Genomic DNA, 26,673 nt, shown 5'->3' with positions numbered 1-26,673 from the left:
TGACTTTCGATAGATCACTACCGATACTCGATGCATGATTTCTGAACGCTGGGCGGTGATAGCGCTCCGGTTCTTCCTCGTGGCGCTGTTCGGGGTCCTGGTCATGCTGGAGACGTTGTCGATCCCGGGGTCGTACCGGTACTCGCTCGAGCAGCACCCGGACCGCGCGGGCGAGAACCTCGCGATCATGATCGTCGCCATCTTCTGGGTGCTGTGCGTGCAGGTGGTGCTCGTGGCCACGTGGAAGCTGCTCACGTTGGTGCGCAAGGATCTGATCTTCACCGAGGCCGCGATCAAGTGGGTGGACGTGATGGTCTGGGCGATCGCGGCCGGCTGGGTCGTGCTGGTGGCGGTGTTCATCTACCTCGGCACCATCGCGGACGACCCCGGTGTGCTGGTGTTGTTCTTCGTGCTCACGACGGGGGTGTCGGTGATCGGGCTCGTGCTGGTCGTCATGCGGGCGCTGCTGCAGCGCGCCACGACGCTGCGCTCCGAGATGGAGTCGGTGATCTGATGGCGATCATCGTGCGCATCGACGTCGAGCTGGCCAAGCGCAAGATGAGCGTCGGCGAGTTCGCGGAGAAGGTCGGGCTGACCCCCGCCAACGTCGCGGTGCTGAAGAACGGGCGTGCGAAAGCCGTGCGGTTCAGCACCTTGGAGGCCATGTGCCGGGTGCTGGAGTGCCAGCCCGGAGATCTCCTCGAGTTCGTTGAGGACGACGAGGAAAGCGCTTAACCCAGCCGTTTCGCGAGTCGGTCGGCGGCCTCGAGCCGCCCCGACTCGGCCAGCAGACCCACCGGCGCCAGCACGTAGTCGCGGTCGACGGTGATCTCGGCGGTCCGCAGCACCGGCCGCAGCACCGGGTCCTCGCGCAGTGCGTCGACGACCGGTGAGATGTCCTCCGCGTGCCGGAAGACCCCGCCCGACAACACCAGCAGCCCCGCGCCGTGCGGCCCGAGTTGGCCGTCGACCTGCCGGAGATGCCTGCGCACGGCCAGAATCGCCGCGAACGACGCGAGCTTCAGGTCCACGGCCGGGTTGTCCGCGATCCAGCCGACGTTCTCGGCGCGGTACCAGGCTTCCGCGGTCAGGTCTTCGGTGGTGAGCCGTTCGGTCAACGCCTCCTTGACGACGCTCGGTGCGGACCAGCGCATGCCGAGGTCGCCCTCGACGGTGCGGCGGTCCGGCGGCAGCGCGACCGTCCTCTCCAGACCTTCACTGTCCATCGTGGACACGGCCGAGTAGACGTCCGTGGTCGCGCCGCCGACGTCGACGACGAGCACCGCGCCCTCCCGATCCTGTTGTGCCAGCCGGGAAACCCCGGCCAGCACGGCGTCCGGGGTCACGGCTTTGACAAGCCGCCGGAACCGCTGGCCGCGCGACAGCCCCTTGCCTCCGATCACGTGCTGGAGGAACGCCGAGCGGATCGCCTTGCGGGCCGGTTCCGGGGCGAGCTGACCGACGTCGGGCAACACGTTCGGACACGCGACCACGGTGCGTTTCCCCAGCAACGCCAACGCTTCCGGCTGCGCCTCGACGTTGCCCGCCAGCACGATCGGCACGGCCACGCGGGCGAGCTTCGCGGCGTTGTGCAGCAGGACCTTCTGGTCACCGCCGTCCGTGCCACCGACGAGCAGCACCAGGTCGGGTTCGGCGGCGCGGAGTGCTTTCACGTCCACGGGACCGGCGCTGACGTGCACGATCTTGGCGCCCGCGCTCAACGCGACCCGGTAGCCCGCCTCCGCGCTGACGACGCGTTCCTGGCCGACGACCGCGAGCCGCAGCCCACCGCCCGCCGACGAGCACGCGAGGATCTCGCCGTCGCCGACCTCGGCGCGCAACGCGTCGATGCCGTGCAACACCTCGGGCGGCGTGGTGGGGTGCTGACCGGTTTTGACCAGCTCGCCCTCGTCGCTGACGAGCGCGGCCTTGGTCCAGGTCGAACCGACGTCGAGGCAGAGGATCACTGGTCGTCCGCCTTCTCGTGCACGGTCTGCATGAACGACCCCAGCTGCGCGAGCTGCTCCGGCGTGAAGAGGTCGATCAGGTACTCGCGCACCGTGGTGACGTGGCCGGGAGCGGCCGTGGCCAGCAGCTCCCTGCCCGCGTCGGTGAGCACGGCGAGGATGCCGCGCTCGTCGGACTCGTGCGGTTCACGCCGCACGAGTCCCGCCTTCTCGAGCTTGCCGATCTGGTAGGTCAGCGAGCTCTTGGACACGACGACCCTGCGCGCCAGTTCGGTCATGCGCATGCGGTTGCCCGGTCGCTCGGCGAGCACGACCAGCACGTTGTACTGCGCGTGCGAGAGACCCGCGTCGCGCTGCAACTGCTGTTCGATCTGCCTCTCGAGGAGGTGATACGCCTGGACGAAGTGGTGCCAGGCGCTCGTCTCCTCCTCGGAGAGCCACCGCGCGTTTCCCATGGTGCGCAGATTAGTTGGTGCTGTCGGACTTTCCGGCGCGTTCACCCTGCTTGCCGAGCACGGAGTTGCGTCGGCTGTAGACGAAGTAGACGACCACGCCGAGCGCCATCCAGATGAGGAACCGAACCCAGGTGAGCGCGGTCAGGTTCAACATCAGCCACGTGCAGGCGATGATCGCGAGGATCGGCACCAACGGCACGAGCGGCACCCGGAACCCGCGTTCGAGATCCGGCCGCGTCTTGCGCAGCACCATCACGCCGGCCGACACGAGGATGAACGCGAACAACGTGCCGACGTTCACCATCTCTTCGAGCTTGCCGGCGGGGAAGAACCCGGCGGCGATCGCGACCAGCACACCGATGATGATCGTGATGCGCGTGGGCGTCCCGTGGCTGCCGGTCTTGGCCAGCTTGCGCGGCAACAACCCATCCCGCGACATCGCGAACAACACGCGGCTCTGCCCGAGCATGAGCACCATGACCACGGTCGTCAGACCGGCGAGCGCTCCGACCGAGATCACGGTCGCCGCCCAGTCGACCCCGTTCTGCGCGAACGCACTCGCGAGCGTCGCCCGCGTGCCGTCCGGCTGAGTCGCCAGCTCCTTGTAGGGCACCATGCCGGTGATCACCAGCGTCACCGCCACGTACAGCACCGTGACGATCGCGAGCGAACCGAGGATGCCGCGCGGCACGGCCTTCTGCGGGTTCTTCGTCTCCTCCGCCGTGGTGGCCACGACGTCGAACCCGATGAACGCGAAGAACACGATGCTCGCCGCGGCCAACATGCCGAGCACACCGTAGGTGCTGCCCGAGTACCCGGTGATCAACGAGAACAGCGACTGCTCGATCCCCGTGTGCGCCGCAGGACCTGCTTCGGCGGCGGGCGGGATGAACGGCGAGTAGTTCTCGGCCTTGATGTAGCCGACGCCGAGCACGATCACCAGCAACACCACCGCGACCTTGATGGCCGTGATGACAGCGCTGACCCGCGAACTCAACTTCGTGCCGACCACCAGCAGGACCGTGAGCACCGCGACCAGGAGCACAGCACCCCAGTCGAACTTGATGCCGTCACCGACCTCGGTCTTCACGTCGAGCCCGAACAACCCCAGCGTCGTCTGGAGGTAGGCCGACCACCCCTTGGCCACCGCGGCCGACCCGACCGCGAACTCCAGGACGAGGTCCCACCCGATGATCCACGCCGCGAACTCGCCGAACGTCGCGTACGAGAACGTGTAAGCGCTACCCGCGACCGGCACCGTCGAGGCGAACTCGGCGTAGCACAACGCGGCCAGCGCACAGGCGATCGCCGCCAGCACGAACGACAGCGAGACCGAGGGCCCCGCAATGTTCCCGGCGGTGCTCGCCGTGAGCGTGAAGATGCCGGCACCGATGACGACCGCGACACCGAAGACCGTGAGGTCCCACGCCGTCAGATCCTTGCGGAGCTTGGTACCCGGCTCGTCGGTGTCCGAGATCGACTGCTCGATCGACTTGGTGCGCCACAACCCGTTCCCCGGCACGGTGCATACCTCCTTGATGGAACTTGTTCGGCCCACCCTAGAGGTAACCACCAGGTGAGATGCCTATAGCTCTCGTCCGTGGTTTGTCCGGCGTTCTGTCTCGATACGACAAAGGCACCCCAGGTGTTCACCTGGAACGGAGCCTTGGAGGGAGGCACGGGACAAGGTCGCCGAGCGCGCGGCAACTGAACGTCGGGCAGCCAAGAGCTGAGTGACCAATGGCTTGAGGGGAACGAAGCCGAAGGCCAGACCGACAGTCGTAGCTGAACCGGTCAGCCGGTGTGGTGACGTGCCTGCCCAACGTGCCCACGTACGCGTGGGATTGGGGCTTGACTTTGGGTGCGAGGTGCTACCACTCGTGGCTCGGCCGGGCGCTTTTCAGCCCGGCCTTTCCGGTCCGACCAGCGCCTCGCAAGGGCCCCGAAGTCAAGCCCCAATCCCTATCGACGCGAAGCGGCGATGACGAAACCACTCTCGTCCGCAGTTGTCTTTGCACCAAACCCGGCCACCGCACCAGGTGACACGACAAAGCCGGCCACCCCAACAAGGATGACCGGCTTCGCGAGAAACGAGATCAGGAAGTGGCGACCGTGGACCGGTCGAGGTCCGGCTCCAAGTAGATCAACCGAGCGTGCGGCACCTTGTTCCGCACCCGCTGCTCCGCGTCGTTGATCGCCTGAGCCACCTCGTCCAGCGACAACCGAGGCTCCAGCGCGATCTTCGCCGCGACCAGCATCTCCTCCGGCCCGATGTACTGCGTCTTGATGTGGATGACCCGCTGCACCTTCCCGGCAGCCAGCTCATCGATGATCACGTCGAGGTCCTTGTCCGAAGCACCCTCACCGATCAGCAGCGACTTCATCTCGATGATCAGGATGACCGCGATGATGCCGAGCAGCACACCGATCGAGATGGTGCCGAGGGCGTCGAAGACCGGGTCGCCGGTGATCGTCGTGAGGCCGACGCCGAGCAGGGCCAGCACCAGACCGACGAGCGCGCCGAGGTCCTCGAGCAGCACGACGGGCAGTTCCGGCGTGCGGGAGTTGCGGATGAAGCCCCACCAGCTGGCGTCGCCCTTGATCTTCTTCGACTCGCTGATCGCGGTGGCGAAGCTGTAGCTCTCCAGGCCGATCGCCACGACGAGGATGCCGACCGCGACGAGCGGGCTGGACAGGCCCTCGGGTTCCTGGAGTTTGTGGATGCCCTCGTACAGCGCGAAGACCGAGCCGAGGGTGAACAGCATCAGCGCCACGACGAACGACCAGAAGTACCTGTCGCGGCCGTAGCCGAACGGGTGGAGTTTGGTCGCCCGGCGCTGTGCCGTCTTCTGGCCCAGCAGCAGCAGGCCCTGGTTCGACGTGTCCGCGACCGAGTGCACCGACTCGGCCAGCATCGACGACGAGCCGGTGATCAAGAATCCTACGAACTTGGCCACCGCGATACCGGCGTTCGCCACCAACGCCGCGACGATCGCCTTGGTCCCGCCCCCTGCTGACACGCCTGTCTCCTTGCAACCAGTCCGGTTTGTCCGGGCGAACCTTAGTCTGTTCCGGCCGTCGCGCGGAAAAGTTCCGCGGATTCGACACCATCCGGTCGCACGAGGACAGCCGGATCCGCCGCGGGCAGCCACACGGACTCGCCGCGGGACAGTCGGAGTTCCTCGCCGCGGGCGTTCGACAGGACCACGGCGCCGGAGGTGCAGATCATGATCTGCGGGCCGTGGTGGTTGATCCGGGTCTCGCCCGTGAGGTCCAACCTGGACAGTTCGAACTCCGGCGCGGGGGTGCGGTAGACGCGGACGCCCGGCTGGACCTCCTCGCCCAGCAGGACTTCCATGTCGCCGCACGTGAAGTCGAGCACGCGCAACAACTCGGGCACGTCGACGTGCTTCGGGGTGAGGCCGCAGCGCAGGACGTTGTCCGAGTTCGCCAGGATTTCGATGCCCGTTCCCCGCAGGTACGCGTGGAGGTTGCCGGCGGGCAGGTGGATCGCCTCGCCCGGCTGCAACACGATCCGGTTCAGCAGCAACGCCGCGAGCACACCCGCGTCGCCGGGGTAGGACTCGCCGAGTTCCAGGATCGTGCGGCACTCCATGTCGAACTCGCCGTGTTCCTTCACGTGCAGCACGCACGCGTCGAGGACCTGCGGCAGCAACGACGACAGCGAGGTCTGCGGCAGCGTGATCAGCATCGTGAACAACGCGCGCAGGCCCGACGAATCGGGCTGGGCGACCAGCATTTCGGTGTACGGGGCCAACGCGGGCGCGTCCAGCGTGCGCAGCAGGGCGACCGTGCGGTCCGGTGCGCGGAAGCCGGCGAGAGCGTGGAACTCGGTCAACGCGCAGATCAGTTCCGGCTTGGCGGCCGGGTCCTTGTAGTTGCGGACCGGGGAGTCGAGCGGCACGAGACGTGCTTCCTCGGCCGCGAAACCCTCGGCCGCCTGCGCTGCCGACGGGTGCGCCTGCAGGCTCAGCGCCTCCTCGGCGGCGAGGACCTTGAGCAGGAACGGGAGTCTGCTGCCCCACTGCTCGGCCACGCGCGCGCCGAGCTGACCGTCGGGGTCCGCCGTCAGCAACTCGAGCAGCGAACGCTCGGTGCCGTCCGCGCCGACGACGCGGGACGGGTCGCCGGGGTGGGCGCCCATCCACAGCTCTGCCTCGGGATGGGGTGCGGGCACCTCCTTCCCGAGCAGCTCGGCGATGGCCGTGCGTGATCCCCACGCGTACGGCCTGACCGCGTTGTGCAGCAGGTCCACTTCTAAGTCAGCTCCCAAATCAGTACGGGTTGCCGCCGAGAGAACCGGTGGCGAGCCCGAGGTACAGCGCGGCCAGTTCGAACCGGAGCGCGAGCAGGGCGGCGCTGACCGCGTCGCCTCCCGCCACCTCGACGGCCGGTTCGAGCACGTCGGCTCCCGGCAGGGCGTCCTCGGCTGCGTGCCGGACAGCATCGGCCACCGGGCCCTGGCGCACGGCCAGCAACAGCACGCGCACGAGTCCGCTGCCCGGCTCGTCGTCCGGGTCCGCGAAGAGATCTGCACCAGAGGTTCCCTGCACCGCGCGGCGGTGCAGCACCGAGCGGGTCAGTGCCTGTTGATACCCGGCGACGTCGGAGGCCACACCGGCGAACGTCGCCAGCACGCTCGCGCCGTGCCCGCCGACAGCCGTGGCGACCTCGTCGAGGCCCCACAGCAACGGCGTGCGGTCGGCGACGCGCAACGCGAGCGACTTCGCCGGGTTCACGAACGACTCGTGCATCGGATGATCGCGCTCGGCCTCGCGGTCGAGCTCGTCGGCGATCAGGTCGACGTCGACCTTGAGCAACCCGAGCGAGTGCAGCACGAGCAGCCACGCCGCGAGCGCGCGCGGGAAGCTGAACCCCGGCGGCACGTCGATGCGCGGCGGCAGCAGCACGGCCCGCCCGGCAGCCGCCGCGGCGATCGGACCCGCGTCCGGTGCCGTCAGCAACGTGCGGGCGCCCCGGCGGACAGCCCGGTCGATCGAGACGGCGAGCACCCGGTCACCGGGATCCTCGGTGTGCGCGAGCACCACGTCGAGCGCGCCCACCCACGGCGGCACCTCGTCGGCCAGCACGACCGGCACCGAGCAGCTGGACCCGAGCAACGCCATGACGACGTTGGCAACCGCCACCGCGTGGCCGGGCCGGGTGACCAGCACGACCGCGCGCGGGCGTTCGGCGAAGATCCGCTCCACCCCCGCCTCGGCCGCGGCCTCAGCGGTGGAACGGACCTGGGCCCCCGCCCGTGCGGCGGCGCGCAGCCAACCACCCGTGTCGGCGTCGGCGAGGCGGCTCGAGTCGTCGAGCAGCGTGTCGTCGAGCACCTACGTCACCCAGCCGACGGCGGCTCGACCGCCTCGTCCAGCAGCAGCACCGGGATGCCGTCGCGCACCGGGAACGACCTGCCGCACGACGTGCACGTGAGGAAGTCGGCCTCGGGGTCGTTCGGCGTCCCGACCTGCAACGGCGCGTGCTCGGGGCACGGGCAGGCGAGGATTTCCAGCAACTGCTCTTCGAGCTTGACGGCCACGGTTCTCTCCTCAGGCCCGCACGATCGCGAGGACCTCGTCGCTGAGCGCGGCGACGGCCTCGGGGGTGGCGGCTTCGACGTTCAGGCGCAGCAGCGGCTCGGTGTTCGAGGCCCGCAGGTTGAACCACGACCCGTCCGCCAGCTGCACGGTGAGACCGTCGAGCTCGTCGATCGTGACGCCGTCCTTGGAGCCGTACGCGTCCTTGATGGCGGCGATGCGACCGGCCTGGTCGGCCACGGTCGAGTTGATCTCACCGGAGGCGGCGTAGCGGTTGTAGACCTCGGTCAGCTTCGACAGCGGACCGTCCTGCTCACCCAGCGCGGCCAGCACGTGCAGCGCGGCCAGCATGCCGGTGTCAGCGCGCCAGAAGTCGCGGAAGTAGTAGTGCGCGGAGTGCTCACCACCGAAGATGGCGCCGGTCTTGGCCATCTCCTCCTTGATGAACGAGTGGCCCACGCGCGTGCGCACGGGGTTGCCGCCGTGCTCCTTGACGATCTCCGGCACCGCGTGCGAGGTGATCAGGTTGTGGATGATCGTACCGCCGGGGTCCTTCGCGAGCTCGCGCACGGCCACCAGCGCGGTGATCGCCGAGGGGCTCACCGGGTCGCCGTTCTCGTCCACCACGAAGCAGCGGTCCGCGTCGCCGTCGAACGCGACACCGGCGTCGGCACCCTCCGCCTTCGTGCGGGCCTGGAGGTCCACGATGTTCTTGGGGTCGAGCGGGTTCGCCTCGTGGTTCGGGAAGCTGCCGTCGAGCTCGAAGTACATCGGGATCACTTCGATGGGCAGGCCCTCGAAGACCTGCGGCACGGTGTAGCCGCCCATGCCGTTGCCCGCGTCCACGACGATCTTGAGCGGGCGGATTCCCTTGAGGTCGACCAGCTGGTTCAGGTACGCGGCGTACTCCGCGAGCATGTTCCGCTCTTCGAAGGTGCCCTCGGTGACGCCCTCGGCGTCGGCGACCTGGTTCTCGGCGTCCTGCCGGATCTGCCCGAGACCGGAGTCCTGGCCGACCGGCGACGCGCCCGCGCGGCAGAGCTTGATGCCGTTGTACTGGGCCGGGTTGTGGCTCGCGGTGAACATGGCGCCGGGCAGGTCGAGCTTGCCGGACGCGAAGTAGAGCATGTCCGTGCTGGCCAGGCCGATGCTGATGACGTTCACGCCCTGCGCCTGCGCGCCCGCGGCGAACGCCCTGCTGAGCTCGGGCGAGGAGTCGCGCATGTCGTGGCCGATGACGATGGTCGGTCCGCCGACGAGGCGGGCGAAGGCCGCGCCGAAGTCACGAACGAGGCCGGCGTCCAGCTGCTCGCCGACCACCCCACGGATGTCGTACGCCTTGACGATGCCGGACAGGTCACGCACGCCGCACACTCCCAGGAAACTCGCTCTTGACGGCCACTGGTCGGCAGCCTACCGGCGAGAAGATTAGTGGTGCGTGTGGTCGCTCAGTCCTCGTGCGGATCGGGCAATACCCGCAGGTGACCACGCCGATGACTCCCCGCACTGCCCGCAGGCACGTCGGGCAGCTTCGGGGACACGTCAGCGCGCCCGGCCTCGCGCACCGCCTCGGCCAGGGCCGTCAGGTCGTCCACGCTCGGCTCGGGCGCCGCGAACTCACCCTGGTGCCTCACGACCTCCCAACCGCGTGGCGCAGTGAGCCGCAGCGCGTGCTCCTCGCACAGGTCGTAACTGTGCGGTTCGGAGTACGTGGCAAGCGGCCCGACGACCGCGGTGGAGTCCGCATAGGCGTAGGTGAGCGTGGCGACAGCCGGGTTAGCACACCCGGTTCGCGAGCACCGTCTCACGCTCCGCACGATCGGGGACGATAGCGCGTCCACGGGATGCTGTGTGTGAGGCACGCTGTGTTTAGTCGTCGGGGCGAACAACTAGGCTGCTGGGTTGTGGTGATGGCACGGGGTTCACAGCGGCAGAATTCGCCGCGCCGACGCAACCGCGACCGGCACGGCCGAGGCCTGCGCGGCCCGCTCTACCCGGCGACCCTCCCAGCGGCCCGCTCGCGGGCAGAACGCTTCGACGCCCTGGTCATCGAGGCGCTGGAACCGATCGAGACCCGCTGGCGCACCGAACTCACCCAACTCGACGTGGCCGTGGACGACGTGCCCGAGGTGCAGGTCGAGGGCGAGGACGGCGTGGTCGAGGACGGCAACGTCCCCCTGGCCCGCCTGCTGCCGGCAGGCTCGGACAACCGTGCCCGGATCGTTCTCTACCGCCGCCCGCTGGAGGCGCGAGCGAAGGACGGCGCGGACCTGGCCGACCTGGTGCACGACGTCCTCGTGGAACAGGTGGCGAACTACCTGGGCCTGGACCCGGACGTGGTGGACGAGGGCTGAGACGCCCCTCACAGCCAAGGTGATCAAGAAACGCCTAACGGAACGCGAAGCCGAAGGCGAGCCGCCCCGACGGCGAAGCCGAGGCGCTCTTGGCTTTTGCCTTTAGCCAAGAGGCTCCGGCGGTGGGACCCCACCGCCAACGCAACCACCAACGCAACCGGCAGCCGCTCCAAGCAACAGGCGTGCCATCAACCCGCTCACAGCGCTGGCCCCCTGATCAGAGGTGGATTCCAGGGGTCGTCGCAACACGGATGATCAACTGGCTTGGGCGAGGAGTTTAGCCATGCGTTCGGCTGGGGTGTCCCAGCCGAGGGTTTCGCGTGGGCGGCCGTTGAGCTGGACCGCGACGGCGTCGAGGTGTGCGCGGTTGTGGACGGACAGGTCGGTGCCTTTGGGGAAGTATTGGCGTAGCAGGCCGTTGGTGTTCTCGTTGCTGCCGCGCTGCCAGGGTGAGTGCGGGTCGCAGAAGTAGACCGGGATGTCGGTGGCGGCGGTGAATCGTGCGTGGCCTGACATTTCGGCGCCTTGGTCCCAGGTCAGTGACCGCCAGAGGTGGGCGGGCAAGGTCTGGACGGTGTCAACGAGGGCGTCGCGGACCTGGTCGGCGGTGCGGCCGTGGGGCAGGTGCACGAGCATGACGTAGCGGGTGGCGCGTTCGACCAGAGTGCCGATGGCGGACTTCTTGTCCTTGCCGATGATCAGATCGCCTTCCCAGTGTCCCGGGATCGCGCGGTCCTCGGCTTCGGCCGGGCGTTCGCTGATCATGACCATCGGGGTGGCCATCCGCGGTGTGCGCTGCTGTGCCTGGCGGCGCGGGCGGCGCAGCGCTCTGCCGGTGCGCAACGCCGCGGTGAGCTCACGGCGCAGTTCACCGCGTCCCTGGACGTAGAGGGCCTGGTAGATCGTCTCGTGAACCACGTGCAACTCCGGGCGGTCGGGGAAATCCCGGCGCAAGCGTTGCACGATCTGCTTCGGGCTCCAGCGCAGGTCCAGGCCGTCCTGGATGACCTGGCGCAGCAGGGGGGTCGCGGCGATCTTGCCGGTTTTCGGGCGTGGCCGGCGGGCGTCGGCACGGGCCTGAGCGGCGTGCGGACGATACTGCCCGCTGACCGGATGCGCGTTGCGGCGCAGTTCTCGGCTGATCGTGGACGGGCTGCGCCCCAACTCCGCCGCGATCTGCCGGATCGTGGCCTTCTCCCGCCCGCGGTCGGCGATCAGGATCCGCTCGTCCTCGCGCAGGAACCGGGAGGCCTCACAAGGCGGCGCCACCGCGGTGATCGGTGGCGCCGCCTTGTTCCACTTCGACTGCTTCTTGCCGTTACGCCATCGCTTTCCGGTCCGATAATTGACGCCGACGATCCGGCACGCCTCCCGGCTGCTCACACCACTCGCCACAAGATCAAGATAAGTGGCCCGTTCCCGGACCAGCTTCACCCGCCCCGACCGATCGGCCCGGATCTCGAACATCACAACCCCTGAACTCAGGTGTTGCAACGACCACTAGAACCCAAGAGATTGCCGGGGGTCTGGGGGCAGAGCCCCCAGGGAAAGCACGCAACAGCAACCCGCCAACGCAACAAGAACCACCTACGGACCCGACGCGCCCCGCCGCCGAGTAGGCACAGCGGTCAACAACGTGAACAACGCAGCCGCCGCCTGCCCAAGCAACAAAAAGTCCCTCAACGTCGTACTCATGGATGCCCGAACCTCAGCCCCACCAGGTGGCAACGGCACCCCGACCAAATGCCCCCAAGCCCGAACCACAGGCACCTCAACCCCGTCAACGAACACCCGCCACCCAGGCTCGTCCTCGGCCGCGAGCACCAACACCCGCCCCTCCCCACCAGGCGACACCTTCACGGCCACCTCGGGCAGGGTCACGTTGACCGGCGAAACCCCATCGGCCCCGACAGCCTCAGGCGGCTCCCCACCGGTCCGAGCCCGCCGAGCCAGATCAGGCGCCAGCAAAACCCCGGTATCGGCGACAAGCCGCATCCGCAACACCGGCCGCCCATCGGGAGCCCGAGGCGCCTCGGACACCAGCTCCCCAGCGGCCCCCCGCACCCGAGCCGCCGCCTCATCCGACGGCAACACCACGAACGAAACCCCAGAAGACGCAGCCTGAGCCAACGCCACCTTCACCGCAGGCCCGGCCCCGTCCAACAACGACGAGTTCCACCGCCGCAACCGAGCAGGCGACGACACCGTCGGCACCAGATCGTCATCCCCAAAAGCCGGCAACCGTCCGGCCACCTGGCGCACCGGCGACCCGAGGATCAACACCGACCGCCCGGTCCTCTCCAACTCCGCGGTCAAAGAAGAATTCAGGGCAACCCCACCACCAGCCTGCAACGGCCCGGACCGCAGATCCAACAGCCCGGCGACCCCCAAGCTGACCAACGTCACCACGCCGACCACGTACACAGCCCGCCGAACCCGAGCCAACCGAGCGATACCCGGCGGCACCCCGCGCTGACACCCGGCCAGCACCACGCAGACAAGCCCCCAAGCCAACAACACCAACGGCGTCCCGGGCCAAGCACCCACAGCAGCCACAGCGGCAAGGGCCCCGATGGCCAGCACGATCACCAACAGCCCGGGCAACATCAACGCATTGGGCCGCAGCACAGCAGCAGCAAACGCGGCAGCCACGAACACCGAACACACGATCAGGTTGGGCGGCGGCGAGGAGTAAGCAGCGCCAAGCCCGTTCAACACCATGTCGGGGTGCTGCAACAGCACAGCAGGCCAAGGCAGCAACAACGCCATCGGCAACAACACGATCGCGAACAAAGCAGCGATCCGACGAGCCCCACCCGTCACGGCCACGAACCCGGCCAACGCCCCCACGATGATCACGACGTGCGTCAACGGCGAGAACGCACCGAGAACGGCAACCCCGATGGCAGTACCGGACGCCATGGGCAACCAGGCGTGCGTGGACGACGCGCGCAACACCGCGTACACCCCGGCGAACACCACCGGCGTGACGATGTGCACGACGACGACGTCCAACCGACCTTCGGACACCGCGGTAGTGGCCACGGGCAACAGCCCGTAGAAGGCAGCCACCACAGCGCGCACAGAACGTCGCACCCGCAGCCCGCGCGAAGCGATGTACGCCGACAACGCCGCCAACGGGATGTCCCCGAGCAACAACAACGCGACAGCGAACGACGGCCCGCCAGGAATCAGCCCCAGAACAGCCAACGCCGCCGGAGCGGGAGCCGCGGTACCGCCCCCGACCGGATGCCAGGACGCCAGGTAGGTCGACCACACCTCCCCCGCCGACCCGACGGGCAGCAGCCGGCCACCGGCGAGATCCAGCCCGAGCCGCGACCAGTTGGCGACCAGAGCGACAGCGGAGAGCCCGAGCAACAGCAACACCGGCGGCGCCAGCAACAGAGACCGCAACACCCGGGACTGGTCGACCTCGACGAAGACCATCCCGGGAGCGCCACGAGGTCCAGGAGAAGGACGAGGACGCGGCGACGGACGCAAGGCACCCGGCAACGCGGCGTCGACAGGCACCACAACAGGAGGCCGACGCAGACCGGCGACACGGGGACGCCCACGCGACGCACCGGCCGGCAGAGCGGACGGACCGACCGGGCGAGAGTCCACTTCGGACGGTTCGAGCCAGGTCGCTCCGGAATCGGTTGCGGGCAAACGACCCAGAGCGGCGTCGGCGAGCACGCGGCGACGGATCAGGAACGTCGCTCCGGCCCGAACGGCGTTGCGCAGCCGGGTGAGTCTGCTGGTGAAGAGCCCGCGCACGACGGCCGAGCCGCGGCGGGCGCGTCGACCTTCGAGCAAACGGCCTCGCGTCAGGAGGTAACGAGCGGCGCCGACCTCGGCGTGTGCGTCGGCGAAACGCCGGAGGAGAAGGAAGCCGAGAGCCCGCAGCAACGACAAGATCAGCAGGCGCGGAAGTCCCACCAGAAACGAGAAACCTGAACAATTGACCAAGAAAGTGCGCATGCCGTGCGCCCGGTCGACGCCACGAAATGACGGACCCGGCCGTGCCATGGCCGCGTCCAAACGGCGTGTGCCTTTAGTTGCGGCGCGTGCATGTCGCATGCGTGCGACCGGTACGCACAGGACCAAATGACCTGAGCGATTAGCGCGCCAGCCGAAGTCGAGATCGTCGCGCAGCATCGGCATCGCTTCGTCGTAACCGCCGAGGGAGTGCCACACCTCACGTTTGATCAACGAACCGGCGGACGAGACGGCGAGAACCTCGGTGCTCTGCTGAAACGATGCGGAATGTTCCGCAGAGGACAGACCCGTCTGTCGATGTCCTGAAGAATCCGTCGAGAGACCGGCCTCGACGACGAGCCGAGAATCCACCCAATCGAGGCACAGCGGACCGAGCACCGCGGCCGACGGGGACACCTCGGCGGCGGTCAGCAAAGCCGCCAGGCAGTCGGGTTCGGGCGCACTGTCGTCGTGCAGCAGCCACACCCACTTGCCGGGATCACCCCAGCGTTGAACAGCGTGTTCCACCGCGATGCGCACGGCGGTGCCGAAGCCCGTGCCGCGCGGCGCGGTCAGCACGCCGTCCAGCAGATCTTCCGCCTCGGCCAGCACCTTCGCCGTCCGGTCGGTTGATCCGGTGTCGACCGCGATCACGTGCCGTGGACGAATTCGCTGGCGCCGCAAGGCAGACAGCGCCGTGCTGAGCCACTGGTCGCCGTCGTGGCAGACCAGGACGCACAGCACCGGCGCTGTCCGGAGCCTCGGGTGAGGACTTGTCACGTCCCCAAGTTAAGGCAAGAAGATCACGCTTCTAGACAGCTCTCTTCTTCAGTTTGCGGCGCTCTCGTTCACTGAGACCGCCCCAGATGCCGAAGCGTTCGTCGTGCTGGAGCGCGTACTCCAGGCACTCCGAACGAACCTCGCAGCCCAGGCAGATGCGCTTGGCCTCCCGCGTCGAACCACCCTTTTCGGGGAAGAACGCCTCGGGATCCGTCTGGGCGCAGAGCGCGCGCTCCTGCCAGTCCTGCTCGTCGGCAGGGTCGAACAGGTACGACAGCTCGCCCTGCACGACCGGCTGCGTGACGTGATCTTCTTCGAGCTCTTCGAATTCCTGCATTTCGTCCGCCTCCTCGCCTTCCGCTCTCCCCGGTTGGCGGACGCCAGACGCCGTTCCCACAACGACGAATGACACCGATGTGATTACACCTGCGTCACAGCGGGCGGTCAAGCGGAGTCCACACGTCGGGGGATATTCGCGCAGATGGCCGCAAAAACCTTGACTGACTGCACAGACAGTGATTCAGGTGTCGCAACCCGTCCTCGTTCGGCCCACAACGCCATCCGACACGCCACACTGGTGGGGTGAAGCGATCAGCGGTTCGCCCCAGCCCACTGTTCCTCGGCCTGCTCGCGGCAACCGTCGCCGGTGCCGCCCTCACCCTGCTCGACAGCAACGTCGCGATCAAGTCGGGCACCATCCTCTTCGTACTCGCCGGGTGGGCGGTGACGCTGTGCCTGCACGAGTTCGGGCATGCCGCCGTCGCGTACAAGGGCGGCGATTTTTCCGTACGTGACAAGGGTTATCTGACCCTCGACATCCGTCGTTACACCGACCCCGTGCTCAGCATCGTGCTGCCGCTGGTGCTGCTGGTCATGGGCGGAATCCCACTTCCGGGTGGTGCCGTCTGGATCAACCACCACGCGCTGCGGAACAAGAAGATCGAGTCGTTGGTCTCACTCGCGGGACCGGTTTCGAACCTCGTGATCGGCGTGCTGCTCGCGTTGGTCGTCGCGATCTTCTCGCCGCCCGCCGCGCTCGCCGCCGCCATTTCGTACCTGGCTTTGTTGCAGGTGTTCGCGTTCGTGCTCAACATCCTGCCGGTGCCCGGACTGGACGGCTGGGGCGCCATCGAACCGTTCCTGCCCTACAGCGCGCAGCGGTTCGGTGCGAAGGCCCGGCCGTGGGGCGCGCTGGTCCTGTTCGCCCTCCTGATCGCCTTCTCCGAGGTCAGTGCGGTGTTCTTCGGCCTGTCGATGGACGTGTTCCAGCTCATCGGCGGCGACCCGTTCGCGGCGTTCACCGGCAACGACACCTTCATGTTCTGGCGCTACCTGTAAGGGCGAACCGGCGCTGTGGAAGCATGGGCGGGCGTGAAGGTCGTAGCACTGGTCGGCGGGGTCGGCGGCGCGAGGTTCCTGCAGGGCCTCAAAGCACTCGGGGCAGACGTCACGGCGGTGGTCAACACCGGCGACGACGTGTGGATGCACGGGTTGCGCATCACCCCTGACCTCGACACCTGCATGTACACGCTGGGCGAGGGCATCGACACCGAACGCGGCTGGGGTCGCGCGGACGAGTCGTGGACCGTCAAGGAAGAGCTCGCCGCCTACGGGGCCGAACCGTCGTGGTTCGGCCTGGGCGACCGGGACCTGGCGACGCACCTCGTTCGCACCCAGATGCTGCGCGCCGGCTACCCGCTGTCCGCGGTCGTGGAGGCGCTGTGCGACCGGTGGCAGCCGGGCGTGCGGCTGCTGCCGATGACGGACGACCGCATGGAGACGCACGTCGTCGTGGAGATCGACGGTGAGACGAAGGCCATCCACTTCCAGGAGTGGTGGGTCAAGCACCGGGCCGGCATCCCCGCGCAGTCGTTCGCGTACGTCGGCGCCGACACCGCGACGGCCGGTCCCGGCGTGCTGGACGCGATCGCCGAGGCCGACGCGGTCGTCCTGGCCCCGTCCAACCCGGTGGTCAGCGTCGGCACGATCCTCACCGTGCCCGGCGTGCGCGACGCGTTGCGCAAGACCGAGGCGGGCGTCGTGGGCCTGTCCCCGATCATCGGCGGGAAACCGTTGCGGGGCATGGCCGACGCTTGTCTGGACGCGATCGGGGTGGAGACCTCGGCCGAGGCGGTCGGGCGGCTCTACGGCTCCCGCAAGTGCTCGGAGGACGGCATCCTGGACGCGTGGCTGGTGCACACCGGCGACCGCGCCGATGTACCCGGTGTCGCCGTTCGCGCGGTTCCGCTGCTGATGTCCGATGTGGACACCACGGCGCAGATGGCCCGCGACGCGCTGGAGCTGGCCGGAGTCGAAGTTGACTGACCACGCCGCGGCGGCGCTGGAACTGCTGCCCGTCACCGGCCTGCCGGAATTTCGCCCCGGCGACGACCTGGCCGGAGCGATTACGAAGGCCGCCGGGTGGCTGCGCGACGGCGACGTGCTGATCGTCACGTCCAAGGTCCTGTCCAAAGTGGAGGGACGGCTCGTCCGCGTGCCGGCCGACCCCGAGGAGCGGGACCGGATCCGGCGCGAGCACGTCGCCGCGGAGTCGGTGCGGGTGCTCGCCCGCAAGATGCGCACGCTGATCACCGAGAACAAGCTCGGCATCGTGCAGGCCGCGTCCGGAGTGGACGCCTCGAACGTGGCGGGCGACGAGATCGCGCTGCTCCCGGTCGACCCGGACGGCTCCGCGGCGTCGTTGCGCGCGGCCCTGAAGGAGTCGCTGGGCGTCGAGGTCGCCGTGGTGATCACCGACACGATGGGCCGCGCCTGGCGGATGGGCCAGACCGACGCCGCGATCGGCGCGTCCGGCATCCGCGTGCTGCACGACTACGCGGGCGCGGTGGACGAGCACGGCAACGAACTCGCGGTGACGATGGTCGCGGTCGCGGACGAGATCGCGGCGGCCGCGGACCTGGTGAAGGGCAAGCTCGGCGCGGTGCCGGTGGCGGTGCTGCGCGGGTTCGACGTGGTGGACGACGGATCCACGGCCCGCGACCTGAACCGGCCCGTCGAGGACGACCTGTTCAGCCTCGGCACGGAGGAGGCGCTCGCTCTCGGGCGCGCTCAGGCCGTGCTGATGCGCAAGTCCGTGCGGTTCTACTCGGACGAGCCCGTCGATCTCGCGGCGGTGCGCCGTGCCGTCGGGGCGGCGTTGACCGCGCCCGCGCCGCACCACACGAAGCCGTTGCGGTTCGTGCTGGTGCGGGAGAAGCGCGCGGAACTCCTGCAGGCCATGCGCGAGCAGTGGGAGACCGACCTGCTCGCCGACGGCTTCACCCCCGACCAGATCGCCCGCCGGGTCCGGCGCGGCGACCTGCTGGTGGAGGCGCCGGAGATCGTCGTGCCGTTCCTGGTCCGCGACGGCGCGCACAGCTACCCGGACGACCGGCGCGCGGACGCCGAGAAGACCATGTTCACGGTCGCCGGCGGCGCCGCCGTGCAGGGCCTGCTGGTGGCACTCGCCGCCGAGGGGCTCGGCTCGTGCTGGGTGTCGTCGACGATCTTCTGCGCGGACGTCGTGCGCTCCGTGCTGGGTGTGGCCGACGACTGGGAGCCGCTCGGCGCCGTCGCGGTCGGGCACCCGGTGGAGCCGCTGACGCCGCGCGAGCCGTTGGAAGGGCTGATCGAGCTTTGACTTCGTCCCGTCGTGACGGACGGGACATCCCACCTGCTTGCAGCAGGTAGCACTCACGTGCTGCACCTCGCGGTACGGGTTTCCTGTTTCATCGCCGATCGCGGAAAGGAGAACCCTTGCCGTCTGACATCAGCTCCGCAGGCATCACCCGAGTCGCCTCGGGCTACGGCTCGACCAGCCGCAAGAATGTTCTTCGCCGCGTTGAAGTCTCGATCATGCCGAGCACGGCACTCCGGGCACGACCACTGCCGGGCGGAGAGGGACAGTTCCGCAAGCACATGGCCGCAGTCGGAGCAGGTCTTGGTGGAGGGGTACCAGCGGTCGATCACCACAAGCTCACGACCGGCGCGTGCACACTTGTACTCGAGTTGCCTGCGAAACTCACCCCAGCCGACGTCGGAGATCGCGCCTGCCAAACGTCGATTGCGCAGCATGCCCGCGACGTTGAGGTCTTCGATCGCGATCAGCTGAGCGGACCGCACCAGCTTGGTCGTGACACGGTGCAGAAAGTCCGATCGGGCGTTGCGGACCTTGCGGTGGGCACGAGCAACCTTGGCCCTGGCTTTCCGCCGATTGGCGCTGTCTTGTCGGCATCGCGCAATCCGACGTTGGTAGCGAACGAGATTGCGAGCCTTGCGCGCCAAGTGTCGAGGATTGGCAACCCTTTCACCGTCGCTGGTGACCATGAACTCGATCAATCCGAGGTCGACTCCCACACCATCGAGGCCGCCCACGGACGGCGTTGGCGGGGCAACGTCGATGGCGAACGTCACATGCCAGCGACCGTCCGGATCACGAGAGATCACGATCATCGAGGGGTCGAGCCCGGAGAGGTCGACATCGTGAAAGGACCAGACGAAGCGCAGCGGTGCAGCGGTCTTGGCCAGTGTCAGGACACCATCGCGCATTCGGAACGCCGAGCGTGTGTAGTGCGCACTCTGCCGACCGGTACGGGACTTGAACCTTGGGTAGCGAGCGCGCCCGCAGAAGAAGTTCTGGAACGCCCTGTGCTGGTGGCGCAGCGTCTGCTGCAGCGGCACACACGAGACCTCCGAGAGAAACGCCAGTTCCTCGGTCCGTTTCCATTGAGTCAGCGCAGCGTCGGTCTCACGGTACGACGTGCGAACGCCTTCGAGGCGGTGACGAAGATTGCGCGCTCCCAGGGTTTTGTTCCACACCAGACGCACGCACCCGAACGTGCGGTTCAACGCCGCCACCTGCTCGGGGGTCGGGTAGGCCCGACACTTGTACGCCGTTCGCATGCGAATGAAAGTATCGCGAAGAGCTCGGCGCGATAGTCGCGTTCTTCACGAATCGGACCAATCAGGCTTGATCATTCCCAGTCGGTGAGCTGGGCCTTCCAGCGGAGACATTGATGACACTGCACGCCGACACCGTCTCGACGCTGAGCCGGTTCTCGGGCCAGGACGCGTTGAAGGAGGCCTACCTGGGCTTCCTGGCGGCCCGCGAGGACGCTTGTATGCGATCTTGCGAACCCGGCCACATCACGGCCTCAGCGCTCGTCCTGGACGCCACCGCGGAGCACGCTTTGCTGACGCTGCACCCGCGCGTGGGCCGGTGGCTGCAACTGGGCGGCCACTGCGAGCCGGAGGACGAGACCCTGGCCGGTGCCGCGTTGCGCGAGGCCACCGAGGAGTCCGGCATGCGCGGGCTGCGGATCGAGCCGACGCCGATCCACCTCGACGTGCACCCGATCACGTGCTCGCTCGGCAAGCCGACCCGGCACTTCGACGTGCGGTTCCTGGTGCGGGCACCCGTGGGCGCGCAGCCGGTGCGGTCGGCGGAGTCCGTCGACCTGCAGTGGTGGCCACTGGAGCAGTTGCCGGACAACGTGGACGACCTGCACCCGCTGATCGAGAGCGCTCTCACCAGGCTGGGTTAGAACCTGCGGTAGTCGCGCGGCGAGAACCTCGGTGCTCGCCGCGGCCGTCGCATGCCCGCTGATTCCAGGTACATGACGGCGCGGTGGCGTTGCGGCTGGTACGGCTGGAGGAGCTCCATCATCGCGGCGTCGTCGCCGGGCGTGCCGGTCAACGCCCACGTGACGTTCTTGGCGACGTGGTAGTCGCCGACGCTCACCGCGTCCGGGTCGCCCCACGCCCGTTGCGCGACCTCGGCGGACGTCCACACGCCGATGCCGGGCACCTTCTCGAGCAATTCACGGCTGCGCATCTCGGCGGCCTTCTCCAGCCGGTGCGCGACTTGGGCGACGTTGATCAGCGTTCTTCTGCGCGCGCCGTCGAGACCGCACTGGTGCCACTCCCAGTCCTGGAGGCTCAGGACCCGTTGGGGCGTCGGCGGAACCTTCAGCGGCTTCGGGCCGGGAGCGCTCTCACCGAACCGGCGGCCGAGTTCGCGCCACGTCCGGAACGCCTCCATCCCGGTGACCTTCTGCTCCAGGATCGAAGCGAACAGCAGGTCCCACACGCGGTTCGCGGCACCGAGCCGCAGCCCGGGCCGTTGCCTGCGCGCCTCCGCGATGATCGGGTGGTGGGCGACGAACTCGTCCACCGTGTCGTCCGCGCCGAGCAGGGCGGGCAGGCCGTCGAGCAGCCACGGCCCGCCCTCACCCCACGCCTCGGCGAGCACCTCGCCGTTCGTCCTGGTGATGTGCATCGTGCCGGAACCGCACGGCGTGTTGGCCGCGAACCAGACGCCGCCCTCCGTGGAGAAGGACGGATCGCCGGGCCCGCGGCGCAACGTGCCGAGCACCGCTCCCAGATCGAGTGGGAACGGTGGAGTCCAGGCTCTGCTAGGCATCCGTCGAGAAGCGCACTCCGGCCTCGGGCAACACGACCCCGGGCCAGACCCGCGCTCCGCCGATCAACTCGCACCGCGCGCCGATCACCGCGGAGTCGCCGACCACGGCGTCCCGCAGCACCGCACCGGCCTGCACGAGCGCACCGGCACCCACGATCGAACGCTCGACCACGGCGTTCTCACCCACAACAGCGCCGTCGAACAGAATCGCGCCATCGAGCACGGCACCTTCAGCGACCGTGCAGTTCGCACCGACCGTGGCCCCACCCTTCAGCGTGGCGCCTTCATGGACAGACGAACCTTCGAGCACCAGGTAGTCACCGGGCTGTGCAACCGCAGCCGACGGCGCAACACCGCGCACGAGGTCCGCGGACCCCTGCACGAACGCCTCCGGCTTGCCGAGGTCGAGCCAGTAGGTGGCGTCCACGTGCCCCTGCAACCTCTTGCCTTCAGACAACAACCCGGGGAACGTCTCACGCTCCACCGACACCGGCCGCCCAGCGGGAATCGCGTCGATCACCTCACGCCGGAACACGTAACACCCGGCGTTGATCTGGTCCGTCGGCGGGTTCTCCGTCTTCTCCAGGAACGCCTGAACGCGCCCCTCGTCGTCCGTCGGCACACACCCGAAGGCCCGCGGGTCCGCCACCTTCACCAGGTGCAGCGTCACGTCCGCCTCGTGCTTGCGGTGCGTGTCCACGATCCCCGTCAGGTCGACCCCCGACAGGATGTCGCCGTTGAACACCATCACGTCGGGCTCACGCAGCTTGTCCGCCACGTTGCGAATCGCCCCGGCCGTGTCCAGCGGCACCTCTTCCACCACGTACTCGAGCTCGAGCCCGAGCCGAGATCCGTCCCCGAAGTACTCCTCGAACACCTCGGCCTTGTAACTGGTACCCAGCACCACGTGGGTGATGCCGGCCTCCTTGATCCGCGAGAGCAAGTGCGTCAAAAATGGCACCCCCGCGGTCGGGAGCATGGGCTTGGGAGCGGACAGGGTCAGCGGGCGAAGGCGGGTGCCCTTGCCCCCGACCAGCACCACAGCTTCGACGCCGTGCACCTTTTTCCTCCTCCGCGTTACAGCGAGCCGTTCGACGGAATACTCTGACACGAAGCAGATCGTCATATGGGATCTGGTCCCGGCAAGGAGCTAAATCCGACATGGACCCCCGCGACCGGGCCGACGCCATGCTCGCCCGCGCCCGCGCACGTGGGCGGAACATCGTGACGCCGGACAACATGACGTCCCCGATGGACGCTTCGGACACGCAACAGATCCCTCGGAGCCTGGTCAACGCCGTGGACCCGCGCCGAGACCCGGACTCGACCATGATCCTGGCCCCGGCCCAGATGGGCATGCAACAGCGTCCAGGTTCCCCGCCGATGCCGACCCAGCCGATGCCTCAGCAGGCGGCGCCACCGATGCAGCAGGGCCCACAGGGACCACACGGCCAGCCGGGCGCGCCGTCAGATGACGCGGAGATCACTCAAGTCGTCCAGCCGGGCCTGATCCCGACGGTGTCGAACCACCAGCAGAAGCGGAACACGCTGTCGCAGAGGCTCAGCGGCGACATGTGAGCACCCCCGGCGCGCACCGCAGGGCAGGCTGACGCAGGGGTCCCCTCGGGTTGGAATCCCCCGCGACCCAACTTACGGCGAGGGTCTGACACTCCCGCGAAGCCGAAGGCGAGCCCGAAAGAGCACGCACATCGAGCACACCAACCGCACTGCGAAGCCGAAGGCGAGCCGTCTTTCCAATACGCGCCGGGTGGGGTGGCTTCGTCACGAGTCGTGCCACAGCTCTTGCTGCATGCAGGTAGGGGTGTCAACTCGACACGCTTTTCGTCGAGTTGACACCCCTACCTGCATGTGGCCCGCTCTTGGCTCGACTCGTGACGAAGCCACCCCACCAACGCAACCAAACTACGAAACCGCAAGCCGCCCAACACAAACAGGCGTGCCATCAACCCTCGAACGGCGCTGGCCCCGGCTTTTGATCAGATTGGCGGGGTCCGGGGCGGAGCCCCGCGCACGAAACAGGAACCCGCCAGCCCCAACGCGCCCACCAACGAAACAGGCGCGACCCGCTCAACGAGTGAGAATCTTCACCCGCAACGCCAGCCCAGCCTTCAACACAGCCCGGAACGGCGCCCAGAACACCCCAGCATGCCGATCAGCCAAGTACCGGTAAGCACTCCGATGATGCTCCCGCAACATCCGATCCGAAGACCGAGCAGTCGAGTGCCCCCCGATGTGCACAACCTCAGCCTCAGGCACGTAAACGTTCAACCACCCGGCCGCACCAACACGTTCCCCGAGGTCAACATCCTCGAAGTACATGAAGTACCGCTCATCAAACCCACCAACGGAGTCAAAAGCCTCACGCCGCATCAAGAAACAGGACCCGGACAACCACCCGGCAGTCCTCTCGACGGGCTCCTTCTCCTGCCGATAAGCCCGAGTCCAGGGGTTCGACTTCCAAACAGACCCGAACAGCGCATGCCCAACCCCACGCCCAAGCGAAGGCAACAACCGGGCGGACGGGTAAACCTCCCCAGAAGGTTCCCGAATCAGGGGCCCGAACATCCCACCCCGAGGCCACCGCGAAGCCGCCTCAATCAACGCATCAACAGACCCAGGCGCGAACTCGATGTCGGGGTTGGAAATCAACACCCACCCGACGTCCGATCCCAGCGCGGCCACCCCGCGATTGGCCCCACCGCCGTACCCCAAATTCCCGCCGGTGGACAGAAAAGTCACAGAAGGCCGAGAAGCAGCAACGGCCTCGGGCACCCCGTCAGTGGACCCGTTGTCGGCGAGGATCACCTGCACCGACCGGGAGGTGGCCTTCTCGAGGGTGTCCACGAAGGGGGCCAGCGTCTCGCCCGGCGAGTACGTGACCGTCACGACACCAAGTCCATCGCCGTAGTTCACGCGCGCCACCCTAGCGCCGCCCACCTCAGCCCCGGCGACGCACCATCACGGCCCGCTCGTAAGCCTCACGATGACGATCAGCACTGACGGCCCACGAGAAGTCCTTGGCCCGCCGCTGACCGGAAGCGGCCAAAGAGGCACGCCGAGCAGGATCGTCGAGCAGATCGGCGATGGCAGCCGCGATGTCCCCGGCCCCGACACCGCAGTAGGCCACAGCCTCGCCGCCAACCTCGGGCAACGACAACCGCCGAGTGGTCAGCACACAAGCACCACAGGCCATGGCTTCCAAGACAGGCAGCCCGAAGCCCTCACCCAACGACGGGTAGGCGACCAACTCAGCCCCGCCCAGAAACCCGGCCAACTGCTCGAACGGCAGGTACCCGGCACGGATCACCCGGATCCGGTGCGGCACGGAGTCCAGAGCGCGCTCGACCTGGCTGTCCCACCCAGGCTGCCCGGCCAGCACCAACGCGGGCGGCTCGGCGCGTCCGACCATCGCCTGGGCGAAGCCGCGGATCAACGCCGGAACGTTCTTGCGCGGCTCCAACGCCCCCAGGAACGCGACGTAAGGCGTGTCGCCCAACGACAAGGAGCGGCGCACCGCCAGGACCTCGTCGGGGGACGGCGGGTGGAAGCGTTCGGTGTCCACGCCGTGCTGGGCGATGTGCAGGCCGGTGCGGTCGGCTCCGGCCACGCGGGCCAGTTCGTCGGCGGTCGCCTGCGACGGGACCACGCAGAGGTCGGCTCGGCGCAGCGAGGCTCGGGTCCAGGCGCGGAAGAAGCGGGCCTTGACGGACGAGTGCAGCACCGGGTCGGTGAAGAACGTGGCGTCGTGCAACGTCACGACGGACGCGGCCTTCGCGGCCAGCGGCAAGGTGTAGTGCGGGGAGTGCACGACGTCCACGCCCAGACTCCGCACGAGGCGCGGCAACGTGGTCTGCTCCCAGGCCAGGCGGGCCGTCCTGGTGGCCACGGCGTCGGCGGCGCGGATCACGCGGGCGTTCGGGGCGATCTTGGTGAACAGGTCCTCGTCGCGCGGCTGGCACACGACCGAGAGCCTGGCCCCGTCCGCGTCCAGCGCCGCCACGAGCGAGTCCACGTAGCGGCCTACGCCACCACGGTCTGCGGGGATCGCGGTGGCGTCGATCAGCACGCTGGGTTCGACGGTGGGCACGGTCAGCTAGCGTAATGTCATTTGCGAATGCGTCTGACGGGAATGCACTAATCCGGTCGTCAAGCGTGTGCTCTCCAAACACTCAGTGCGGTCTTTTCCCAGGTGAACTCACTCGCGCGGGTGACCCCGGCCTCGACCGTGTGACGAGGATCAGCCAACACCGCACGGAGTCCTTCCGTCAACGACGCGAGGTCTCCCCGTCTTACGACCGTGCCCGCGCCGCCGGCCACCTCGACCAGTGCCGGATCGTCGGAGTGCACGACCGGAACGCCCGCCGCCATCGCCTCCAGCACCGGCAGCCCGAAGCCCTCCGCGAGGCTCGGCGCGGCCAGGCACGTGGCCCCGGCCAGCACGGATGCCAGCCGGGCGTCGGAAACCCGGCCCAGCAACGTCACGTGCGGCGCGCGCAGATCGACGCCACCCCACCCCTGCGGACCGACCACCACCAACGGCACGCGCAACCGTTCGCAGGCGCGTGCCAGGAGGTCGAACCCCTTGCGCGGCTCGATGGTCCCGACGGCGAGCACGTAGCGGTCCGGAAGATCATCAGCGGGCGGCCCGGCCAGCCTGGTCACCCCATTGGGCACGACGAGGACAGGAACGGACACAGTTACACAATCCGCCAGCTGAGACGCGACCGCCTGAGTCGGCACGACCAGTGCCCGCGCCTCCGCAGCGGCCCGCGCGATCACCTTGCGGTGCCAGGCGACCCCGCGCGGCGTCAGCGTCTCCGGATGCGTCCACGGCACCACGTCGTGCACGGTGACGACGGCACCCGGCAACGGCGCGAGCGGGGTCGGGGCGTGCACGTGCGGGCCGAGCCGCGGCGGGAGGCCGCGCTCCCACAACGCCACCAGCGCCCGGCGCGGCACCTTGAGCACGCGGTCGGCGTTCGCGGTGGCCGCCGTCGTGACGGACCAGCCGGAAGGGGTGCTCTTCCGCAACGCGGCGAGCAGCTCGGCGGTGTAGCGGCCGGTGCCGCCGGGGACCGGGGCGTTGAGTTGCTCGGTCAGCACTACTAGCTCGGGCACGTCGCGTACCGTCTC

Annotated in this window: 26 protein-coding genes; 8 read left to right on the top strand and 18 right to left on the bottom strand. The window is 68.3% G+C overall.

The features are described 5' to 3' along the window. Window positions 1-34 precede the first annotated feature (34 nt). The gene (locus JNUCC0626_RS38595) at window positions 35-514 is read left to right on the top strand and encodes a DUF2975 domain-containing protein (RefSeq protein WP_394615598.1); all 480 of its coding nucleotides are present in this window, start codon (window positions 35-37) and stop codon (window positions 512-514) included. Further along, on the top strand, window positions 514-735 hold the full coding sequence (locus JNUCC0626_RS38590) for a helix-turn-helix domain-containing protein (RefSeq protein WP_382444084.1): 222 nt from the start codon (window positions 514-516) through the stop codon (window positions 733-735). Before JNUCC0626_RS38595 ends, JNUCC0626_RS38590 begins: the two co-directional genes overlap by 1 nt. Here JNUCC0626_RS38590 and JNUCC0626_RS38585 read toward each other — a convergent pair. The 9 genes from JNUCC0626_RS38585 to JNUCC0626_RS38545 form a co-directional block, all read right to left on the bottom strand. Then, complete coding sequence (locus tag JNUCC0626_RS38585; protein WP_394615597.1) at window positions 732-1,967, bottom strand: glutamate mutase L; 1,236 nt, start codon at window positions 1,965-1,967, stop codon at window positions 732-734. The genes JNUCC0626_RS38590 and JNUCC0626_RS38585 overlap by 4 nt on opposite strands. Further along, window positions 1,964-2,422, bottom strand: a complete 459-nt coding sequence (locus JNUCC0626_RS38580; protein ID WP_394615596.1) for a MarR family winged helix-turn-helix transcriptional regulator — start codon at window positions 2,420-2,422, stop codon at window positions 1,964-1,966. The genes JNUCC0626_RS38585 and JNUCC0626_RS38580 overlap by 4 nt, the downstream gene beginning before the upstream one ends. Before the next feature lie 10 nt (window positions 2,423-2,432). Continuing rightward, window positions 2,433-3,944 (bottom strand): amino acid permease, encoded by a 1,512-nt coding sequence (locus JNUCC0626_RS38575; RefSeq protein ID WP_394615595.1) that lies wholly within the window; start codon window positions 3,942-3,944, stop codon window positions 2,433-2,435. Window positions 3,945-4,518: 574 nt separating this feature from the next. After that, window positions 4,519-5,442, bottom strand: a complete 924-nt coding sequence (locus JNUCC0626_RS38570) for a cation diffusion facilitator family transporter (RefSeq protein ID WP_394615594.1) — start codon at window positions 5,440-5,442, stop codon at window positions 4,519-4,521. A 41-nt stretch (window positions 5,443-5,483) separates the two neighbouring features. Then, a complete protein-coding gene (gene manA, locus JNUCC0626_RS38565) occupies window positions 5,484-6,698 on the bottom strand; it encodes a mannose-6-phosphate isomerase, class I (protein ID WP_394615593.1) in 1,215 nt (404 codons plus the stop codon). A 19-nt stretch (window positions 6,699-6,717) separates the two neighbouring features. After that, window positions 6,718-7,782 (bottom strand): hypothetical protein, encoded by a 1,065-nt coding sequence (locus JNUCC0626_RS38560; protein ID WP_394615592.1) that lies wholly within the window; start codon window positions 7,780-7,782, stop codon window positions 6,718-6,720. 5 nt (window positions 7,783-7,787) lie between these two features. Then, complete coding sequence (locus JNUCC0626_RS38555) at window positions 7,788-7,988, bottom strand: Trm112 family protein (RefSeq protein ID WP_285643981.1); 201 nt, start codon at window positions 7,986-7,988, stop codon at window positions 7,788-7,790. 10 nt (window positions 7,989-7,998) lie between these two features. Beyond that, on the bottom strand, window positions 7,999-9,351 hold the full coding sequence (locus tag JNUCC0626_RS38550) for a phosphomannomutase/phosphoglucomutase (RefSeq protein WP_394615591.1): 1,353 nt from the start codon (window positions 9,349-9,351) through the stop codon (window positions 7,999-8,001). An 83-nt stretch (window positions 9,352-9,434) separates the two neighbouring features. After that, complete coding sequence (locus tag JNUCC0626_RS38545; protein ID WP_285643984.1) at window positions 9,435-9,803, bottom strand: DUF3499 domain-containing protein; 369 nt, start codon at window positions 9,801-9,803, stop codon at window positions 9,435-9,437. A 93-nt stretch (window positions 9,804-9,896) separates the two neighbouring features. Between JNUCC0626_RS38545 and JNUCC0626_RS38540 the strand changes: the two genes are divergently transcribed. Beyond that, the gene (locus JNUCC0626_RS38540) at window positions 9,897-10,340 is read left to right on the top strand and encodes a metallopeptidase family protein (protein ID WP_382434148.1); all 444 of its coding nucleotides are present in this window, start codon (window positions 9,897-9,899) and stop codon (window positions 10,338-10,340) included. Window positions 10,341-10,595: 255 nt separating this feature from the next. Here the strand turns inward: JNUCC0626_RS38540 and JNUCC0626_RS38535 are convergent, their stop codons facing one another. The 3 genes from JNUCC0626_RS38535 to JNUCC0626_RS38525 form a co-directional block, all read right to left on the bottom strand. After that, window positions 10,596-11,723 carry an IS30 family transposase gene (locus tag JNUCC0626_RS38535; RefSeq protein ID WP_394622069.1) on the bottom strand — a complete coding sequence of 376 codons (1,128 nt, stop codon included), beginning with the start codon at window positions 11,721-11,723 and terminating at the stop codon, window positions 10,596-10,598. A gap of 204 nt (window positions 11,724-11,927) precedes the next feature. Continuing rightward, a complete protein-coding gene (locus JNUCC0626_RS38530; protein ID WP_394615590.1) occupies window positions 11,928-15,098 on the bottom strand; it encodes a glycosyltransferase family 2 protein in 3,171 nt (1,056 codons plus the stop codon). 31 nt (window positions 15,099-15,129) lie between these two features. Further along, complete coding sequence (locus JNUCC0626_RS38525) at window positions 15,130-15,435, bottom strand: WhiB family transcriptional regulator (protein WP_051784712.1); 306 nt, start codon at window positions 15,433-15,435, stop codon at window positions 15,130-15,132. Window positions 15,436-15,680: 245 nt separating this feature from the next. On the opposite strand from JNUCC0626_RS38525, the gene JNUCC0626_RS38520 reads away from it, so the two are divergent. Genes JNUCC0626_RS38520 through JNUCC0626_RS38510 form a run of 3 tightly spaced genes read left to right on the top strand, consistent with a single transcriptional unit; the run spans window position 15,681 to window position 18,738 of the window. Beyond that, on the top strand, window positions 15,681-16,436 hold the full coding sequence (locus JNUCC0626_RS38520) for a site-2 protease family protein (protein WP_394615589.1): 756 nt from the start codon (window positions 15,681-15,683) through the stop codon (window positions 16,434-16,436). A gap of 33 nt (window positions 16,437-16,469) precedes the next feature. Then, window positions 16,470-17,423, top strand: a complete 954-nt coding sequence (gene cofD, locus JNUCC0626_RS38515; RefSeq protein WP_394615588.1) for a 2-phospho-L-lactate transferase — start codon at window positions 16,470-16,472, stop codon at window positions 17,421-17,423. Beyond that, window positions 17,416-18,738, top strand: coding sequence for a coenzyme F420-0:L-glutamate ligase (locus JNUCC0626_RS38510; RefSeq protein WP_394615587.1), 1,323 nt, complete (start codon window positions 17,416-17,418; stop codon window positions 18,736-18,738). Before cofD ends, JNUCC0626_RS38510 begins: the two co-directional genes overlap by 8 nt. A gap of 53 nt (window positions 18,739-18,791) precedes the next feature. Here JNUCC0626_RS38510 and JNUCC0626_RS38505 read toward each other — a convergent pair whose 3' ends face one another. After that, window positions 18,792-20,000, bottom strand: coding sequence for an RNA-guided endonuclease InsQ/TnpB family protein (locus JNUCC0626_RS38505; RefSeq protein WP_394615586.1), 1,209 nt, complete (start codon window positions 19,998-20,000; stop codon window positions 18,792-18,794). A 113-nt stretch (window positions 20,001-20,113) separates the two neighbouring features. Here JNUCC0626_RS38505 and JNUCC0626_RS38500 point away from each other — a divergent pair, with 113 nt between their 5' ends. Continuing rightward, a complete protein-coding gene (locus JNUCC0626_RS38500) occupies window positions 20,114-20,641 on the top strand; it encodes an NUDIX hydrolase (protein ID WP_394615585.1) in 528 nt (175 codons plus the stop codon). On the opposite strand, the gene JNUCC0626_RS38495 is transcribed toward JNUCC0626_RS38500, so the two are convergent. Together JNUCC0626_RS38495 and JNUCC0626_RS38490 are read right to left on the bottom strand one after the other, a co-directional pair. Next, entirely contained in the window at window positions 20,638-21,519 is an 882-nt protein-coding gene (locus JNUCC0626_RS38495; protein ID WP_394615584.1) for a DNA-3-methyladenine glycosylase family protein, read from the bottom strand. The genes JNUCC0626_RS38500 and JNUCC0626_RS38495 overlap by 4 nt on opposite strands. Beyond that, a complete protein-coding gene (locus JNUCC0626_RS38490) occupies window positions 21,512-22,645 on the bottom strand; it encodes a sugar phosphate nucleotidyltransferase (protein WP_394615583.1) in 1,134 nt (377 codons plus the stop codon). The genes JNUCC0626_RS38495 and JNUCC0626_RS38490 overlap by 8 nt, the downstream gene beginning before the upstream one ends. Before the next feature lie 35 nt (window positions 22,646-22,680). Here JNUCC0626_RS38490 and JNUCC0626_RS38485 point away from each other — a divergent pair, with 35 nt between their 5' ends. Then, window positions 22,681-23,097 (top strand): hypothetical protein, encoded by a 417-nt coding sequence (locus JNUCC0626_RS38485; RefSeq protein ID WP_394615582.1) that lies wholly within the window; start codon window positions 22,681-22,683, stop codon window positions 23,095-23,097. Window positions 23,098-23,607: 510 nt separating this feature from the next. Here JNUCC0626_RS38485 and JNUCC0626_RS38480 read toward each other — a convergent pair. From JNUCC0626_RS38480 to JNUCC0626_RS38470, 3 genes are all read right to left on the bottom strand, one after another. After that, complete coding sequence (locus tag JNUCC0626_RS38480) at window positions 23,608-24,453, bottom strand: glycosyltransferase family 2 protein (protein ID WP_394615581.1); 846 nt, start codon at window positions 24,451-24,453, stop codon at window positions 23,608-23,610. 25 nt (window positions 24,454-24,478) lie between these two features. Continuing rightward, window positions 24,479-25,606 carry a glycosyltransferase family 4 protein gene (locus JNUCC0626_RS38475; protein ID WP_394622195.1) on the bottom strand — a complete coding sequence of 376 codons (1,128 nt, stop codon included), beginning with the start codon at window positions 25,604-25,606 and terminating at the stop codon, window positions 24,479-24,481. A gap of 80 nt (window positions 25,607-25,686) precedes the next feature. After that, a complete protein-coding gene (locus tag JNUCC0626_RS38470) occupies window positions 25,687-26,658 on the bottom strand; it encodes a glycosyltransferase family 4 protein (RefSeq protein WP_394615580.1) in 972 nt (323 codons plus the stop codon). Window positions 26,659-26,673 lie beyond the last annotated feature (15 nt).

It is taken from the genome of Lentzea sp. JNUCC 0626, from assembly GCF_043632865.1.
Taxonomy (GTDB): Bacteria; Actinomycetota; Actinomycetes; order Mycobacteriales; family Pseudonocardiaceae; genus Lentzea.
Note: the sequence above shows the minus strand (reverse complement) of the source record. Positions and strands in the feature narration are given on the sequence as shown.

Bases quoted from the DNA above. Each gene is read 5' to 3' on its own strand.
- JNUCC0626_RS38595 (WP_394615598.1), top strand. From the start codon at position 35: ATGATTTCTGAACGCTGGGCGGTGATAGCGCTCCGGTTCTTCCTCGTG.
- JNUCC0626_RS38590 (WP_382444084.1), top strand. From the start codon at position 514: ATGGCGATCATCGTGCGCATCGACGTCGAGCTGGCCAAGCGCAAGATG.
- JNUCC0626_RS38580 (WP_394615596.1), bottom strand. From the start codon at position 2,422: ATGGGAAACGCGCGGTGGCTCTCCGAGGAGGAGACGAGCGCCTGGCAC.
- JNUCC0626_RS38540 (WP_382434148.1), top strand. From the start codon at position 9,897: ATGGCACGGGGTTCACAGCGGCAGAATTCGCCGCGCCGACGCAACCGC.
- JNUCC0626_RS38525 (WP_051784712.1), bottom strand. From the start codon at position 15,435: ATGCAGGAATTCGAAGAGCTCGAAGAAGATCACGTCACGCAGCCGGTC.
- JNUCC0626_RS38505 (WP_394615586.1), bottom strand. From the start codon at position 20,000: ATGCGAACGGCGTACAAGTGTCGGGCCTACCCGACCCCCGAGCAGGTG.
- JNUCC0626_RS38500 (WP_394615585.1), top strand. From the start codon at position 20,114: ATGACACTGCACGCCGACACCGTCTCGACGCTGAGCCGGTTCTCGGGC.
- JNUCC0626_RS38495 (WP_394615584.1), bottom strand. From the start codon at position 21,519: ATGCCTAGCAGAGCCTGGACTCCACCGTTCCCACTCGATCTGGGAGCG.
- JNUCC0626_RS38490 (WP_394615583.1), bottom strand. From the start codon at position 22,645: ATGACGATCTGCTTCGTGTCAGAGTATTCCGTCGAACGGCTCGCTGTA.
- JNUCC0626_RS38485 (WP_394615582.1), top strand. From the start codon at position 22,681: ATGGACCCCCGCGACCGGGCCGACGCCATGCTCGCCCGCGCCCGCGCA.